Origin of the sequence: Oxalobacter vibrioformis (assembly GCF_027118995.1) — a bacterium.
Lineage (GTDB): Bacteria > Pseudomonadota > Gammaproteobacteria > Burkholderiales > Burkholderiaceae_D > Oxalobacter > Oxalobacter vibrioformis.
In genome coordinates this window covers 1374533-1390059 of the sequence record NZ_CP098242.1, presented here as the reverse complement: position 1 = coordinate 1390059, position 15527 = coordinate 1374533, and the positions used below count along the sequence as shown (strand labels likewise).

The 15527-nt window shown below is 50.2% G+C and carries 18 protein-coding genes and 1 pseudogene; 7 read left to right on the top strand and 12 right to left on the bottom strand.

The annotated features are described in order from the left end of the window. Positions 1 to 8 precede the first annotated feature (8 nt). Together NB640_RS06855 and NB640_RS06850 are read left to right on the top strand one after the other, a co-directional pair. Complete coding sequence (locus NB640_RS06855) at positions 9 to 311, top strand: arsenic metallochaperone ArsD family protein (protein ID WP_269308003.1); 303 nt, start codon at positions 9 to 11, stop codon at positions 309 to 311. A 202-nt stretch (positions 312 to 513) separates the two neighbouring features. After that, positions 514 to 1255: pseudogene (locus NB640_RS06850) on the top strand (integrase core domain-containing protein). On the opposite strand, the gene NB640_RS06845 reads toward NB640_RS06850, so the two are convergent. The 7 genes from NB640_RS06845 to NB640_RS06815 all read right to left on the bottom strand — a co-directional run bounded on the left by NB640_RS06845 (position 1252) and on the right by NB640_RS06815 (position 7102). After that, positions 1252 to 1542 carry a helix-turn-helix domain-containing protein gene (locus tag NB640_RS06845; RefSeq protein WP_269308002.1) on the bottom strand — a complete coding sequence of 97 codons (291 nt, stop codon included), beginning with the start codon at positions 1540 to 1542 and terminating at the stop codon, positions 1252 to 1254. The pseudogene NB640_RS06850 and the gene NB640_RS06845 sit on opposite strands and share 4 nt — an antisense overlap. A 110-nt stretch (positions 1543 to 1652) precedes the next feature. Beyond that, complete coding sequence (locus NB640_RS06840) at positions 1653 to 2705, bottom strand: Csu type fimbrial protein (protein ID WP_269308001.1); 1053 nt, start codon at positions 2703 to 2705, stop codon at positions 1653 to 1655. A 4-nt stretch (positions 2706 to 2709) separates the two neighbouring features. Beyond that, a complete protein-coding gene (locus NB640_RS06835) occupies positions 2710 to 3810 on the bottom strand; it encodes a fimbria/pilus outer membrane usher protein (RefSeq protein WP_269310417.1) in 1101 nt (366 codons plus the stop codon). Beyond that, on the bottom strand, positions 3785 to 4963 hold the full coding sequence (locus NB640_RS06830; protein ID WP_269308000.1) for a fimbria/pilus outer membrane usher protein: 1179 nt from the start codon (positions 4961 to 4963) through the stop codon (positions 3785 to 3787). The genes NB640_RS06835 and NB640_RS06830 overlap by 26 nt, the downstream gene beginning before the upstream one ends. A gap of 205 nt (positions 4964 to 5168) precedes the next feature. Further along, the gene (locus NB640_RS06825; protein WP_269307999.1) at positions 5169 to 5969 is read right to left on the bottom strand and encodes a fimbrial biogenesis chaperone; all 801 of its coding nucleotides are present in this window, start codon (positions 5967 to 5969) and stop codon (positions 5169 to 5171) included. A gap of 30 nt (positions 5970 to 5999) precedes the next feature. Then, a complete protein-coding gene (locus tag NB640_RS06820; RefSeq protein ID WP_269307998.1) occupies positions 6000 to 6455 on the bottom strand; it encodes a Csu type fimbrial protein in 456 nt (151 codons plus the stop codon). A gap of 86 nt (positions 6456 to 6541) precedes the next feature. Then, positions 6542 to 7102, bottom strand: coding sequence for a Csu type fimbrial protein (locus NB640_RS06815; RefSeq protein ID WP_269307997.1), 561 nt, complete (start codon positions 7100 to 7102; stop codon positions 6542 to 6544). A 314-nt stretch (positions 7103 to 7416) separates the two neighbouring features. Here NB640_RS06815 and NB640_RS06810 point away from each other — a divergent pair, with 314 nt between their 5' ends. After that, the gene (locus NB640_RS06810) at positions 7417 to 8268 is read left to right on the top strand and encodes an MBL fold metallo-hydrolase (protein WP_269307996.1); all 852 of its coding nucleotides are present in this window, start codon (positions 7417 to 7419) and stop codon (positions 8266 to 8268) included. 17 nt (positions 8269 to 8285) lie between these two features. Here NB640_RS06810 and NB640_RS06805 read toward each other — a convergent pair whose 3' ends face one another. Beyond that, positions 8286 to 8597: a cupin domain-containing protein gene (locus tag NB640_RS06805; RefSeq protein WP_269307995.1), complete on the bottom strand. Its 312-nt coding sequence runs from the start codon at positions 8595 to 8597 to the stop codon at positions 8286 to 8288. Between the two features lie 194 nt (positions 8598 to 8791). Here NB640_RS06805 and NB640_RS06800 point away from each other — a divergent pair, with 194 nt between their 5' ends. Next, complete coding sequence (locus NB640_RS06800) at positions 8792 to 9031, top strand: DUF3761 domain-containing protein (protein WP_269307994.1); 240 nt, start codon at positions 8792 to 8794, stop codon at positions 9029 to 9031. A gap of 21 nt (positions 9032 to 9052) precedes the next feature. Here the strand turns inward: NB640_RS06800 and NB640_RS06795 are convergent, their stop codons facing one another. Next, positions 9053 to 9751: an NAD-dependent deacylase gene (locus tag NB640_RS06795; protein WP_269307993.1), complete on the bottom strand. Its 699-nt coding sequence runs from the start codon at positions 9749 to 9751 to the stop codon at positions 9053 to 9055. A 200-nt stretch (positions 9752 to 9951) separates the two neighbouring features. On the opposite strand from NB640_RS06795, the gene NB640_RS06790 reads away from it, so the two are divergent. Together NB640_RS06790 and NB640_RS06785 are read left to right on the top strand one after the other, a co-directional pair. Further along, positions 9952 to 10185, top strand: coding sequence for a hypothetical protein (locus NB640_RS06790; RefSeq protein WP_269307992.1), 234 nt, complete (start codon positions 9952 to 9954; stop codon positions 10183 to 10185). Positions 10186 to 10311: 126 nt separating this feature from the next. Then, positions 10312 to 10494 (top strand): hypothetical protein, encoded by a 183-nt coding sequence (locus tag NB640_RS06785; RefSeq protein WP_269307991.1) that lies wholly within the window; start codon positions 10312 to 10314, stop codon positions 10492 to 10494. On the opposite strand, the gene NB640_RS06780 is transcribed toward NB640_RS06785, so the two are convergent. Beyond that, on the bottom strand, positions 10487 to 10744 hold the full coding sequence (locus NB640_RS06780) for a hypothetical protein (RefSeq protein ID WP_269307990.1): 258 nt from the start codon (positions 10742 to 10744) through the stop codon (positions 10487 to 10489). The genes NB640_RS06785 and NB640_RS06780 overlap by 8 nt on opposite strands. 124 nt (positions 10745 to 10868) lie before the next feature. Next, positions 10869 to 11492, bottom strand: a complete 624-nt coding sequence (locus NB640_RS06775) for a class I SAM-dependent methyltransferase (RefSeq protein WP_269307989.1) — start codon at positions 11490 to 11492, stop codon at positions 10869 to 10871. Positions 11493 to 12614: 1122 nt separating this feature from the next. On the opposite strand from NB640_RS06775, the gene NB640_RS06770 reads away from it, so the two are divergent. After that, a complete protein-coding gene (locus NB640_RS06770; protein WP_269307988.1) occupies positions 12615 to 14378 on the top strand; it encodes a methyl-accepting chemotaxis protein in 1764 nt (587 codons plus the stop codon). Positions 14379 to 14473: 95 nt separating this feature from the next. Here NB640_RS06770 and NB640_RS06765 read toward each other — a convergent pair whose 3' ends face one another. Next, a complete protein-coding gene (locus tag NB640_RS06765) occupies positions 14474 to 15436 on the bottom strand; it encodes an IS481 family transposase (protein ID WP_269307987.1) in 963 nt (320 codons plus the stop codon). Positions 15437 to 15527 lie beyond the last annotated feature (91 nt).

The window sequence follows — 15527 nt, the reverse complement described above, 5'->3', positions numbered from 1 at the left end:
ATGCTGATATGCCCAGGATAAGCCGTCTCCAGATTATTGAGTCGCCCGCCGCGCTGGCTGACCGGCCTGCTGCGCTTGATGCCGATCTTGAATGGGTAAAAAAACGCGGCGTTGATGTTGAGCGATTGCCTCAGGATGCCTCGTCACCCGCGCCCATTTCCCTTTCCGGCCCACTGCCACTGGTTTTTGTTGATGGCAATATGGCCCTGTCCGGCCGTTATCCCACCCGAGAGGAGATGGGGATATGGATGATGTTCGGCTTTGTCTCCCCGAATGACAGTAATGGCGGGCCGCGTCTCTGCACGCTTTAACGGTTTCAATCCTGTGGCTTTTTGACGGAGGCCTGGCAACCTGTTTTTTTGGGAAAAGATGATAGCCGGGGCCGCTGAATGCAATAATGATAAATGTCGAACCCAAGAGAATGAGCAGACGGTTCTTGTAAACGACCTGGCTTAGCTGTTTAGTCCCGGCCTTTGATGGCACAATCATGTCATCTGAATGGAAGGAAATATTCTGGGACAGATTTTACACAGCAGCGCCACAACAACAGAGGCAGTGCGTCGAGCAATACAAAATAGTCAAGAGAGCGTGAGGGCGTTAGCAAAGCGCTATGGCATCAACCCCAAGACAGTGGCGAAATGGCACAGGCGGGAAACCGTCAAGGATTTGCCCACTGGCCCGAAAAATCCTTCTTCAACTGTATTGTCCGTAGAAGAGGAAGCCATTATTGTGGCTTTCCGGCGGCATACCCTATCTGTTTGTGGCAATAGACCGAACCAGCAAGTTTGCCTATGTGGAATTGCACCAGCGAGCAGGAAAAATGCAGGCGGCACAGTTTTTACGCAACCTGCAGGAGGCTTTGCCTTATGCCATTCATACTGTCCTGACGGATAACGGGATTCAATTCACCAACAGAGAAAAGGATCGGTTTGCCTTTGAGCATATTTTTGAGCGTGTTTGCAGGGAAAACGGCATTGAGCACCGACTGACCAAGGTAAAGCATCCATGGACCAACGGCCAGGTTGAACGAATGAACCGCACGATCAGGGAAGCGACTGTCAATCGATATCATTATGACGATCACAAGCAGTTTGAAAACTATCTCCAGAATTTCATGAATGCCTATAATTTCGCCCGCCGATTGAAGTCTTTAAAAGGGCTTACGCCTTATGAATTTATTTGCAAAATCTGGACAACTCAGCCACATCGTTTTACTCTAAACCCTATCCATCAAATGCCGGGACTAAACAGCTAGTTGAGCTTCGATTGCCTGAAGGGGAAATACTTGTTTTTGGTGTCCCCCATCAGATTCCGCAGTTCCCGTATGCTGATATCCGTCTCTTCATGGATTTTCAGCAGCAAAGAGGCACTGATTCGTGCCTTGGCATTCCTGATCTTGCTGATCACGCTGGGGTTGATCTCCAGGATACGGGCAAGTTCCGCATCGGTTTTCAGGTTCTGGCGCAAAAGCAGTGTATCCAGAAGACGATTGGGGTCATATCCTTTCCTGGGCGCGCCAAGCCTGGTGTTCTCCCGCTTCATAATATTTCCTCCGAGCAATATTTTCACTCACAGTATACACAAAAATATTTCCTAGTGGAAATATTTTTTGTTGTCGATACATGCAGTATACCCGGCGTCTGTCGTGGTTTTCAAAAACCCATATTGATAATGATGGTATCGGTGTAGGTGCCGGCAGGGGGTGTCGTCCCGGGCAGGATTTTTGCAGTGTAGACAAATCCCTGGCTGGTGGTGCCTGTTCCGCTTCCCGGATTGACATCGGCTGCTGCGGATGAACGGGTTTGTCCGCTTCCTGATCCCCATCGGGTGTTGCCCGATGAGCCCTGATAGATTTCGTAACTCAGGTATTGGGAACCATTCGCTAGCCGCCGCTGGCCGCTTAGGGCATTGTTGCCGTCGCTCAGCCCAATGGTATAAACCGTTCCTTTTGTGCATTGGGCATTAATTGTCTGCGTGACGGACGAAAATGCATTTACCAGAGGTGCCGAGCCAAAATTGATATCCGGCGCTGAAATCACACAGTCGTTAGTGACGTCAAGAGAAAGGTTGATTGTGGCGGTTGTTGTACCCTGGCTGTAACCGCCAATACAGAGATTCAAAAGGTTGATCGACTGACAGACAGACCAGTTCCATTGTATGGTGATGGTGCCTGTATAGGTTCCTTTGCTCAGATTGAGTGTGCCTGTGGTGGTTCTGAAATACATTGGCAGTGGCGCATTATTGCTGCCAATCAGTCCAAGCAGGTTAAGCAGGGATGAATTGAAATAATTAATGGATGTGCCGGGGGTGATCTGGAAGGTATAGCCTGAGTCGACAAAAATCTGGTAAGGAATGGCATCGCCATTGGCATTAACCAGGGTGGAATTGTTTGTTGTTGAGATAAGCGCTCTGATATATCCATCCGTTCCCAAAGCGGTAAGAAGCGATCCCCCGCATATAAGCCCGGCATTTGTGACAGATGTTTTTTGCTGGCTGTTGCTAATGGTAATGGATGTAACCTGGCCATAGAAAGCGGACGAACTGGCGGTAGACGCCTGACAGGCGGCGGCGTGGAGGGCGCCGGGAAGAAAAAGAAACACGATAACCAGAATCCATCGGCCAAAAATCGTATGCAAAAGGGAAAACCTGGCAAGCGGCGCCTGGCTGTTAATCGAAACGCGAAGGGAATGCTTGGGTCGGTTCATGTCATTATTCGGGAAAACAGGTTAATGGTCCGATCAGATGAGCCTGCCTGTTTTGCGCTTGATCAGAAAAAAACACTTCTGTCTGGCAGGACTTTCCATTGGGAAGGCGGATATTCAGTCGGCTGTCTTTTGGGATATCCTCAAAATAGGCCAGCCCATCCATGCCGACATACGACATTTCACCCGATAATAGGAACGCCTGGGAACCCACGGGCAGGTGCTGTCCAAAAGGGTCCACCAGCCGTATCATGGCCGGGGTCGTCTGTCGCATGGGAAATCGCAGGACATGACCGCCTCCGGATCTGACCGCTATCCGCTGTTCAATTTCATCCACTTTCATGTTGAGCGGCAGGTCAAGCGGGTCAATCTGGTATTTTGCGTTGTAATAAGCCGGAACAGTAGGAATCATCAGGTGCCCGTCTGTGTCAGTTTTTCCCACCAGGCTGTTTTCAAAAAGAACTGGCACATCAGCGACACCATCAGTGGAAACAAGGACAAAGGCATCGTAAATCTGGTTGCTGGGGAAAAAATTACCATTCATGAATACCAGTGAGCCACTTGCATTTGCCCAGTAGTTTTCAGCGTTTTTGGGACCGTAAATACCGCCGCTTAACTGGATGACATCCGTGCGCCAGGTCAGGTCGGCCTGGACGATCCGGTTATCTTCCTGTGAGTTGATATGCCGGTAACCCAGATTCCACCCAAAACCGCCATTACTCGGAACGGTACGGGTGTAATCAATGCGCTGGGAATACGTCTTGCTTTCATCGCGCTCAAGCGACATGGAAAGGTTTTCCCTGCCGGTTTTGCCGAGCGGGATGATCCACTGGATAAAACCCGCCCAGTCATTGCTCTGGTTGGATTTGCTGGCAGACAGATAAAAAATGCCAAGATTGCGGGGAGAATAACTCCATGTCACATTGCAGGTTCTGAACGTGTCTCCATCGTGGTTTTTGAATGCAAAATGCCCCATGCTCAGATTGCCGAATTTCCCCAGGGAGATGCCTGCTGTCAGTTGAAATGTTTCACGTTGTGATGGCTCATACAGGTCAAGATTTGCCAGATCTCGGTAACCCCGGTCATATCTGGCATACTGTGCCGCCAGATTGAAGTGCCTGGAATTGTATTGATAGCCAAGGGTTGACTGCCCTCCCCTTTTTTTTTTCCATGCTGCTGCGGCTGTAGGAAAGGCTGGTGACTCCAAAAGTGCCCATGCGGAAAGTGGTACCCACTCCGCCCATCTTCAGTTCACGCGTCCCTTCAGCATGAGATTCGAGCGTGATGCTGTCTGTAAGGCCGTACCGAAAACTGCCGCTTGCGGCAAAATCAGCATAGCTGAAGCTTTCTATGCCATATTGTCTTCGAAGGGCGCCGGCATTGACGGCATAATCTGTCAGTCCCTTTCTTAAAAGCTCATTGGTGACATAAAAAGGAACCGTTGTGGAAACCTGTCTTCCCAGCGCATCTGTGGTGACGACAACGGCTTCTCCTGCGCCATTGATAAAAGGTGTATTGATGATAGTAAAAGGCCCGGGATCGATGTGCTCGCTCTGGACGCGGCTTCCCTGGATATACAGGTCGATTGCAGTCGGCACGGATGTACTGCCCGAAAACTGTGGCAACGGATAGGTAATCACGTCAGGGCGCACGCTGAAATTGCGGGATATCTGGAAACCGCCAATGCGGACCGGACTGTTCCAGGAAAGGGTGCGCGTCACCACGTCACCTGCCTCAAAGGTCAGTATCCTGTCTTCATTTGAGTTTTGCCATCGTGTGTCGTAGCGGATATAACCCTCTTGGTCATGGTTTCTTCCCCTGAATGCGCGCCGATAAATGCCCGAGTGGCTTAGTGTGCCCATGCGGCCAAACAGGCGCCCCTCTGTCCAGAGATTGGAATAACTATCTGCATGGCGGGTCTTGTTGGCATAAAAATCATAATTCAGCATCAGTCCAGTGCTGATTTTTGCCGGATGCCGTTGCGATTCGTATGGATTGTTGATCAACTGCGCTGAAAAATGATCAGGCGGGATTGTGATCAATAGTTGCTGCTGGTGGCTTTCATATTCAACGGTGACATTTTTGGGGATATTGATGGCTATGGCTGCCTGGGCATGTGGATCAGCGCCCCAGGGAGACAGGGGGATACCCGCAGCTTTCAGATCCTGTATCGGAACAATGAAATTACCGTTTTTTAGTGTTATGGGGGCAAGGTGGCCCGTTCTTTTCCCATTGATCACCAGCTCCAGATAGAGCTGCATGTCCGAAAGCGCTCGTTTTGTTTCCGTATGCTTTCCTGTTTCAGTGGCAACAGCCTTTTCTGTGAAAGTAAAAAAACACAGGCAAACCAGGAGAAAAAAAACCTGGATTTTTTTTGGATTTGTCGGGTTGATATGCCAGGCATGGATCATCATCAGAACAAGTGAGTGGTGTATCGGTATTCACCAAATTCCTGATGAAAAAAGGCTATTCCGCATGGTGAATGACAATAAGCTGCTGGTTATTCAAAATGGCAGTCAATTGCCTGTTTCGCGAGGTTGGGGTAGCGCTTGTTATCGGCCATTGCATATAGCAGCCAGGAAGCACATAACCTGTAAATGCGTGTTCGTTTTTCGGGGGTGAGGCAGCAGAGGTAAAGCCGATGTTACGCAGATGAACGTGTGTTTTACCGGTATTGCGAACTTCCAGAAAAGTGCTTTGCCCGTTTTTGACGATTCGCCAGCCAAGGCTGGAAAAGGAGATAGCCTCTGTCAGAGAAGGGGTTTCATCCACTTTCTGGCGGGGATAAGACAACCCCTGGCCGTAAACAAAAATCGGAATGGAATACCGCATCCGGAACTGGACACCGCTGGATGTGTTTTCCGGGGTTGCACCTGTTTTTATCGGAAGTTCATCAACAATGACACGATAGTTTTTTTCTGTGCCTGGCTCTGCCGGAGTCAGGCTGATGAGGCGTATCAGCTGGCGTTTTCCCGGCTCTACCTGCATAAGCGGAGGGCTGGCAATGAGGGCTTCCTGTTCTGCAAGCACATCCTTGCCGTCTGTTTGTGACCATGAAAAGATGCGTGCCTGATATACCTGGGGGATGGTTCCCCGGTTTTCCAGCCAGAGTGCGGCAGCCTTTTCACCAGCAGGGATCGGCAGCGACGTCGGCCATATCAGCAAAGCGGCCTGTGCGCTCAGATGGTCGAATAAAAAAAAAGCAGCCAGAACCAGAAAAAACCATTGTCTTGCCGGTTTTTTCAACCGTTTTTTAAAACAGCCCATTCGAATATGCCCCCTCGTTTTCAGAAAAAGTCACCATGTCAGGGTGACGGCTACCATATCGGTATACGTTCCTGCTGGTGCATTCCCCGGCAGGACGATCCGTCCATAAACCGGCAGGGTAATATTGTTTCCAGTACCCGTTATCGTAAAATTCATGCCCTGATTGACAAGAATGGGGTTCTGGAAGGCGGCATCTGAATAGAGAGAGTAAGGCAGAGTTACCCCGCTGCTTAACTGTACGCGGCGGCCACTGCCGTAGTGTTGTCCTCCATCAAGACTCATGCTGATTGTCATATTGGGGGTGCAGTTCAAGGTGTAGGAGGTATTGGAAACAAGGGATGTCGTATAGGTTGCACTGGACAGGGACGGATGGGATCCAAAATCGATTTGCCCAAACGGGACCGTACCCCCTGACGGCGAAACAAGGCAGCCATTTTGTATCGTGGCCTGAACACCAAATGGGCAGCCGGATGGGGATGAACTCAAGGTGCAGTTTCCCGCTGCCCAGTGGATAGCAGGCAGCAGGAGGAGAAAAGTACAGGAAAGTGCCCTGAAAAAACGCATTTTCAGGGCTAGTAAGTCAGCTGGACGGTCAATTCATCAGTGTATGTACCCGAGGGAGGAATGGGTGAATTACCATATGCCCGGCCGTATATATTGATGTTTTCAACCGTTCCATTGTTTGCACTGGTAAAAAAAGTGGTGTTATTGACAACGCTGATTGAACGGGCGGTATCGGAATAAATATCATACGGCACATAGTTGGAGCCATTAGCCATCGCGTGCGCGTGAGACCCGCCCTGGGTGTCGTTTATGCCACTGATGATGCTTACCGTCGGTGCTGTTGCGGAACGGCATTGAACAGTAATCGGAGAGGACGCCTGGCCTTCTACCTGGGCATCAGCCTGGGTAAATCCTGTCGGGTGCGAGCCGAAGTCAAGTGTTCCCCATGTGCCCCCAGCGGTAGGTGTTGCGCCATTAACCAGGCAGGAGTCCGTTAGCGTGATGGTCACACTGATGATTCCATTTACGGTCGCAGCATGTGCCAGCGTAAAAGCAGACAGGCCAAACAGAATCAGGAAAATATTTTTGCAATGCCTGCAAAAACGAACGTGAAAAGATGCGTTTCTCATGGTGTTCTCCTTGCTAGGATTTATCCTCATTACAGCACTGGCAATCCGTACCGCTTTTAATCCATGACAAAGCCCCATGGCCTAAATACTTGATGTATCTGCAAAGCTGATGAGATAGCAATGTGCGAGCCCGTGTTACTGAAAATTCGCAGGGAAAAGGGTATACAGTTTGCGGCGCAGGATGACATCGCGCAGGCATTTTGGGTATCCGGTTACATTCGACGGTATAATCATCCGATGGCTTGCGGTAAAGCAGAGCCATTCCCACCCCTAGCCATATGGCGGCAGGCAGTAATCAGTCAGGAGGAAATGCCATGTCAGAAAATACGCTTAAAATCACGATACTGGTCGATAACGAAGCACAGGAAGGGCTGGCTAAAGAACATGGCTTTGCCGCCTGGATTGAGGCAGGAGACAGGCGCATTCTTTTTGATACCGGCCATGAAGGTGCCTTGCAGAAAAATGTGGCCACACTCGGCATTGACTTGAGCAAGGCGGATACCCTTGTCATCAGCCATGGACACAAAGACCATACCGGTACGCTTGACCGCTTTCTGGCGATCAATGACCGTGCCGTGCTGTACTTTGCCAATGCCATTGATGCAAAACGCTTTTGGTATACCCCTGATCCGAATGAATACGGCATGCCTGAAGCATGCAAAAAAGCCTTTGATGCATTGCCGGCAAGCCGTGTCCACTCACTGACAACACCTCACTACCTTGCCCCTGGCATTGGCATTACAGGCCCGGTAGTGAGACTGGCATCCTTTGAAAATACAGGGGGCACTTTTTATTTTGACCCGGATCGGGGGGATGTTGACGCGATTGATGACGACCAGTCCATGTGGTTTGAAACTGATGAGGGTCTGGTTGTCCTGGTTGGATGCTGCCATTCCGGGCTGTCCAACACGATAGATTACATCCGCAAGGTTTCCGGTATCGAGAAGGTATGTGGTGTCCTGGGTGGCATGCACTTGCTGCAGGCCAATGAAGAGCGTCTGGAAAAAACCTTCAATGTCATGCGGGACTGGAATGCCAGATTCCTCATCCCCTGCCACTGTACCGGCATGGAATCTGCAAAAAAAATGGAAAAAGCCATCGGCAGCGATGTGGTCAGCCACGGTCACGCAGGCTATGTCCTTGAAGCCGGGAGGCTTGCCCGATAAAATGCCGCGCAGCAATTTCACGAGCGAATCATGGTCAGCATCATCTTGAATTTCCGGATCGCTTTCAGCGCATGCGGCTCATTGGCAGGCATGATGATGAAATCTCCTTGTTTGAGCTGATAAGGGGTGCCTGAAATCGTGATTTCCACTTCACCATCCAGTACCTGGACCATGGCGTCAAATGGCGCGGTGTGTTCCGAAAGCCCTTGCCCTTCATCAAAGGCAAAAAGCGTCACGGTGCCGGTATTCTTTTTCAGGATGGTCTTGCTGACGACAGCGCCATCCTGGTATTCAAGCATGGTGTTCAGAGAATGGGTTTCTGCACGCATTTTTCCTCCGGTAAGATCAATTTGCCAGTTAATATCATAAGATGTTTTATGATTGCTGAATTGCTTTTAATCGCAGATTGGATATCACTGTCAGACGATTGGTTCAATCATGAAGCCTCATCTGCCATGGCATGAGGGCAGACGTTCTATAATATAACCTGAAAACCGGTTTGATACGAATGGAGGCCTGAGAAATGAAAAAAATGCTTTCCCTTATCGTCGTAGCGGTATTGACGGCCGCCCCATGCCTTGCACAGGCACAGTCGAAAACAGGAAAAACGACAAAAAAGCCATTGACGGCAGAAGAGAGAAAGGTGAGGGCAAACGCACCTGAGGGCGCAACAGCCTATTGTGGCGATCGCTCATACAGCTTCAGTCAATCCAAAAAACCCTGTGAAGGGCACGAGGGAGTGGTTTACTGGTTGACGGACTGACATCTCTTGCATCCATTGACGCTATTGGCCTGCCAGAAATTCGTCAACCCAGGCAGGCACTACCGTACCGGCTCTTCCGTAGCGCCCGCCATGAAAAAGCCAGGCGCCAAGAGAGCGCTCCAGATTCAGTTCCAGGGTTTTGGCCCCGGCCTGCCGGGCCATGTTTACAAATCCGGCAGCCGGGTAAACATGGCCGGATGTGCCAACGGAAACAAAGAGGCGGCATGCCGAAAAAGCCCGGCTGATTTCATCCATGTGAAGCGGTGTCTCCTCAAACCATACGATATGCGGGCGTAATCGGCCCGTTGTGCCACAGGCCGGACAGGCGTCCTGCCTGCTCATATCGTTTTCCCATTGCATGACCATATTGCAGGTATTGCAGTGCGCTTTGCACAGCTCACCGTGCATATGCAGCAGGTTTTTTGTGCCGACACGCTCGTGGAGGTTGTCAATATTCTGTGTGATAACCAGTACCGGCTCGCGGCTTTCTTCTTCCAGCCTGGCCAGCGCCTCGTGTGCCGGGTTGGGGGCGATTTCCGGGCTTAACAGTTTTTTGCGAAGCCGGTTGTAAAAGTCCAGCACCTTATCAGGATCTCTGGCAAATCCCCCCGGGGTACCCACATCCTCGATCCGCTCGTTTTCCCATAGCCCCCCGGCATCACGGAAGGTGGAAATGCCGCTTTCCTGGCTGATGCCCGCACCGGTAAGTATGATGATCATAAGGCCGCTCCTGGTGCAATCAAACTGAGTGCCGGATCAGGCGGCGCCTGGTTTCCGGCACGGTTCGTTCCGGATTGCCGCCCGGGTAGATGTTTGAAATTAGCATTCTTGAATACCGGATGTCAAACGGGATAACCCCGTCAGGCAGAATTTTTAAAGAGGCGTATAATTTCCTCATTATTGAGCTTTACCCATGAAACATGAACAGCATTAAAGTCCTGTTTTCGACATTATCGATCGCGGCACTCATTCCTGTAATGGAAGAGTCCGCGCAGCCTCAAAGCCTTGCCTTGCAGGAGTACTTTGAGGCATACACTCATCCCGCGTATCCGCCGGTGATGCCCTTTCAGCACGGCTATGGCCGGCGTATTGAAGTGCTCGCTTCCAGAAGAAAAGGCCGCAGTGAAATGTCGGCCCCATTTCCTGCGAGATAGCTTTTCTCTTACCTGGGAAATCAGACAGCGGTCAGACAATGTAACGTATCCTGAAGTGCGATGATTCGGGGCGTAAACGATCGCGCGGTCATGCCCTAACTTTTTTCATTATCAGGAAAATGAACCATGAAAAGGTTGCTACTCATTATCAGTGCCGCCATCCTTTTTTCCGGGTGTGAGGCTTTTGTGCATCCTTATGATCAGGACTGGTACGAAAACCCGTGCAAATGGTACGAGGGCAGAGAGTCCGGATGGTACTGCAAAAGGCCTCCGGCAGATACGGACAACAAGCCGGATAAGGTTATTTAACCCTGATTTTTATTCCCAGTTTGTTGAAGAGGTCATGCGAGTTTGTCTTTTCAATAAACTGATCTTTTGACAACCCCGTTTCCAGTGTGAAGTCATCTTCATAAAAACCTGCGTCTCCCCAATCGCCCAGAAATGTCAGAACCGCATCAGAGACACAGGCATAAAGGTTCTGGTCCAGCAATTCCCGCATCTCATTTGACGGTACCGGATTTTCCAGGTCAGATTCGAAATGTATTCTGAGTTTATTCATGGCTTCCTGTCAGGGATGTTGGCTTCATTGCGAGCTTTGTACAGTATATACCGGCAAGGTTCAATCCCAACGTGTGAAAGGCCAGCGTGTACCGGGAAACAGGTGAGTCAGTGCGCATTGGGCTTCACGGTTTTTTTGCGATCATCCCGATTACGGATGAGAGTCCCTGGTGGGCCGGTCCTGCGTTCAGTGTGATGTCAGAGTCGACCAGTTCCAGGATATCAAGCGCAGCAAAAGCATCACGCAGCATCGCTTCGGTATAGAGCTGCTTTGCATCGGACGGGCCGCCGGTACCGTAGAGATGCTGCCTTTCGCTGTAACCCGTCAAAAGCAGTATGCCGCCAGGCTTCAAGGCATTGATGGAGCGCTTAAAAAGGCGGTTTCGCATATCCGGTGGCGCGCAGTTCAAAAAGACAAGGGTAACGGCATCATAAGCAGCCACTTGCCAGTCCCAGGTATCAAAAGAAGCAATGACATAGTTCACCTGTACGCCTTTTTTTTCAGCAAGCCGGTGTGCCTTTTGCACCGCAACGGGCGAAAGGTCGAACGCATCGGGTACAAGGCCTTTTTCGGCGCACCAGACGCTGTTTCTTCCCTCGCCGTCAGCCGGCAGCAGAATACGCATGCCCGGCTTTAGCCACTGTGCCTTTGAGGCGAGCCAGGCGTTGGGGCCGGTGCCAAAGAAATAAACGTCCTCGCCATAATGCGTATCCCATATCTCCTGATCCTGACACTCTGATCCTGTCATGCGTTTTTTATCTCCATTTCACTATGCGGGCAAGAAGAAGCATCCTGAATTGTAGCAGTTTCAAAGAAAACGCCACGATCAGAGGTTCAGGACAATAAGTCGGCGCTTTGTCAGGCAGGACAAAGTTTCCCGCATGTTATTTTAATTTTTACGTATTAATACGTAGCAAAGGGAAGCATGCAATTCGAGAGGGGATACCAGATTCAAATACTGAAAAAACTGGCAGAAACAGCTCCAACCCATGCTGCCGCCATGGACTGGCTTGAGGAAACATACAGAGCCGATTCGGACAAATATCCATGCTTGTCGCCTCAATTATTTCCGCTTGTCTTGGAGCGGCCTTTCTTCCCCAATATTTTCCCTTTGGACGGACATTCGATTACATCCAAATCAGAAAGCGTTTTACCGAATTGGGTCCTGTCACAAAACAAAAAATCCTCAAAGGGCCTGGCGAGGTAAAACAATAATGAAGCCAGTCCAAAAACTCGGTGAGAAATACATCAGCAGAAAGGGGCTATTAGAGCGCGACTGGAGCGTTACCCTCGTTTCGAAATACCTTCTTCGGCCCAATATGCTTGACCGGGATCGTTCAGAGGGAAAAAATCAGCGACCGTCCTGTCTCTATTCGCTCGAGCGTGTAAAACGCATGGAACAGTTGCCGTCTTTTATTGAAAGAAAAGGCGCGACTTGCATCTGAACGTGCAACAGCAGTTGCCATCCAAAAAAGAAATCACCTTTTAAAAATCTACAATCAGCAAAGTTTTTTCTGCTGCCCGTTTCACCAGGTAGACATGACCCGATCATTGCAGAGGTGAAAGGATTACCTGCTGGTCCAAAACTCAGAGAGTGATATCAGCACCCGTATCCTGCATGCCACTTTCCCGCCTGAAGTCCTTGCCTTTGTCCGATCAGAAGTCCACGTCCTGAAATTGTATAACAGGGTCAGGGAGCGCCATCCGGATAAGTGGAAAGAGATGTACCTGGAGGCGGTATTGAATGTGGCGGAGGAAGAGCCTGAAGAATAGCGTTTTGGCACAGTCGTTGCGCCGGCTGCAGCTTCTGGCGTTTCGCAGTATTATTTACTTCTGTTCGGATTTATTCGTACTTTATTGAGGAGTAATCATGTTTAGCAATATTAAAATCAGAACCAGGCTGCTTCTGATTCTGTTCTTGTTGTCTCTTATTCTTGTTGTCATTGGCGGTCTGGGTGTTTATAACATGCATCGTATCAAGCTCAATTTCCGTGCAGTTTATGATGACCGGCTAGTGCCGACCGGACAGTTGGCCAAAATCAATGACCTGATGCAGGAAAATATTCGCCAGCTTCAATTGGCTGGCATGCATGATCCCCGCCTTCCGGAAAGCAAGCTGCATGACCACCCCATCGCTTTGCATACAGACAAAGTTGAACAAAGCATCAAGACGATATCCGGGCTGTGGGAAACATATAAGACAACCACTTTGACTCCAGAAGAGAAGGAACTGGCCGCCCAATACGAGGAAAAGCGTGCCTTTTTCGTAAAAGAAGGATTGCTCGGGGCAAAGGATTTTTTCCAAAATGGTGAATTTGCAACCGGAAACATGCATTTGATCACGGTCACGATTCCTGCGTTTACAGCAGCAAAAGAGACGGCGGAAAAACTCCTCCAATTGCAGCTTGACGTTGCCCAAGCAAGCTATCTTGAATCCGAAAGAGACTATAACTTAAACCTGATTATTTCCGCTTCATCCATCATTGCCGGCCTGCTTCTTTCATGGGTTTTTGGTGTATTTCTGATCCGATCGATCGGCCAGTCCCTTGCGCAGGCAAACCGGATTGCTCACAGCATTGCAGGTGGCGATCTGACAAGCCGGGTTGATATTGTCCGACAAGATGAAATAGGTGATTTGCTAGTCTCTCTGAAACATATGCAAAACAGTCTGATTTCAGTGGTAGGCCAGATCCATCAGAGCGCCGACACCATCGCAACCGCCTCCTCCCAGATCGCGGCCGGCAACCAGGACCTGTCCTCGCGTACAGAAGAACAGGCCAGTGCGCTGGAGGAGACGGCATCAAGCATGGAAGAGCTCACCTCAACCGTTCGCCAGAATGGCGATAATGCCAGGCAGGCCAACCAGTTGGCTACCCAGGCAGCGGACGTTGCGACCAAAGGTGGCGAAGCAGCAGGTCTCGTTGCCAACACCATGAAAGAAATCGAGGACTCCTCCAGGAAAATCGTCGACATCATCAGCGTAATCGATGGTATCGCCTTCCAGACCAACATCCTTGCATTGAATGCGGCGGTAGAGGCAGCGCGTGCGGGTGAGCAGGGTCGGGGGTTTGCCGTGGTTGCGACCGAAGTGCGGAGCCTGGCGCAACGGAGTGCGACGGCAGCGCGCGAGATCAAGAACCTTATTGATGATTCAGTAGACAAAGTCTCCACGGGAACCGAACTCGTCAACAACGCGGTTACCACCATGCTCGAAATCGGTGAGAGCATCCGTCGGGTCAACGACATCATGAACGAAATCACCATGGCCACGCAGGAACAGGTCCAGGGTATTGAGCAGGTCAACCAGGCAGTGACCGAAATGGACACCGTCTCGCAGCAGAATGCAGCACTGGTAGAAGAAGCAGCGGCGGCAGCCGAGAGCCTGCAGGACCAGGCCCGTGCACTGGTTGGCGTGGTGAGTATATTTAATGTCGGGAACGGTGGTGGCGCGTCCCGTGCTGCGCTGCCATCGTCGGGAGCAGCCCGACCAACTGCTAAATCTGCGGCCAAACCGGCAGCCCGACAACTGGAAGCGCTTGCCAAACCGGCAGCCCGGCAACTGGAAGTGCTTGCCAAACCAACGCCTGTGACTACTTTATCAGATGGTGATGGAGGGGATTGGACAGAATTTTAAATAATAACGTGGAATGAGTATCGCATTAAAAGCGCATGGGTAATGCCCATGCGCTTTTCCTGTTTTCGCGAGATTAATTGTGCGATTCACAGACATCATTTCAATTTTCTGCCGGCCAAATCGCGCTGATAACTCTGTTCCTGAATGCGCTCTTTTTCTGGATAAAAGTTTTCCAGTACTTCTTCAGAAAAAGGTGTATCGTCGATCAACTCGTGAAATCGATCCACAGGTGTTTTTCCATTATGGGCACTGTGAGGACGGTCCCAGTTGTAGTAATGCTGCCACTCTGCCAAAAGGGAGTGTAGCTCTGGATCATCCAGTCTGATGGTGGCATAAAATTCAGCTTGGTCTGTTTTCTGCGAACGTTCAACCTTTCCATTCAGATGCGGAGAGCCGGGTTTGTTGGGGCGAAATTTGATGCCGTATTCCCTGAATTTTTCCTGGACCTTGATGGCAAAAAATTCCTGACCTCTGTCAGTCTGAACGCGCTGAACAGGAAAGGGCATTTCATCTACCACATGCTCAATAAAATCAAGAGTATTGGCTGCTGTGCGACGGCTGTATAGCCTCAAGACCCTGTAACGGGTGCAATCATCTATGGCCGTGTATTGAAATAGTCCTGACGCTATTTTGCAGGTGTCCATCTGGACACGATCACCGGGAATCGGGCGCTCATACCGGATAAATCCTGCTTTTTTTCGGATTTTCAGAACAGGTTTTACCTGGTTGCGTATGAGTATTTTGTGGATAGTTGCCAATGACAAAGACAGATCGTGGAGGCGCATTATTTCAGCCTGAATCCTGCGAGCACCAAGATTACGGGAACGCCGTATTTCAAGGATGATTTCTTCTGCCTGAGGGCTGACTTTTTGGGCTGGTGAATTTTTTGGGCGGCGACTCTGGCTGACAAGTCCTGCTACCCCGTGTTCCTGATAGCGTTTCCACCATTTCCTCAGAGTTGGTCGGGATATGCCGCATCTTCGGCAGACCAACCCGGCATCACCCGTTTTCTCATAGAGTTGCACCCACTGTAATCTCTGTTGTATTTCTCGTTTCATCAACGCATGTTACAGTGAAACGATGTGTATGAATCACACAAGTTATCCAAGAAAGGTATAGACAAAAGTATAGACATTTCCAAGCGTGACC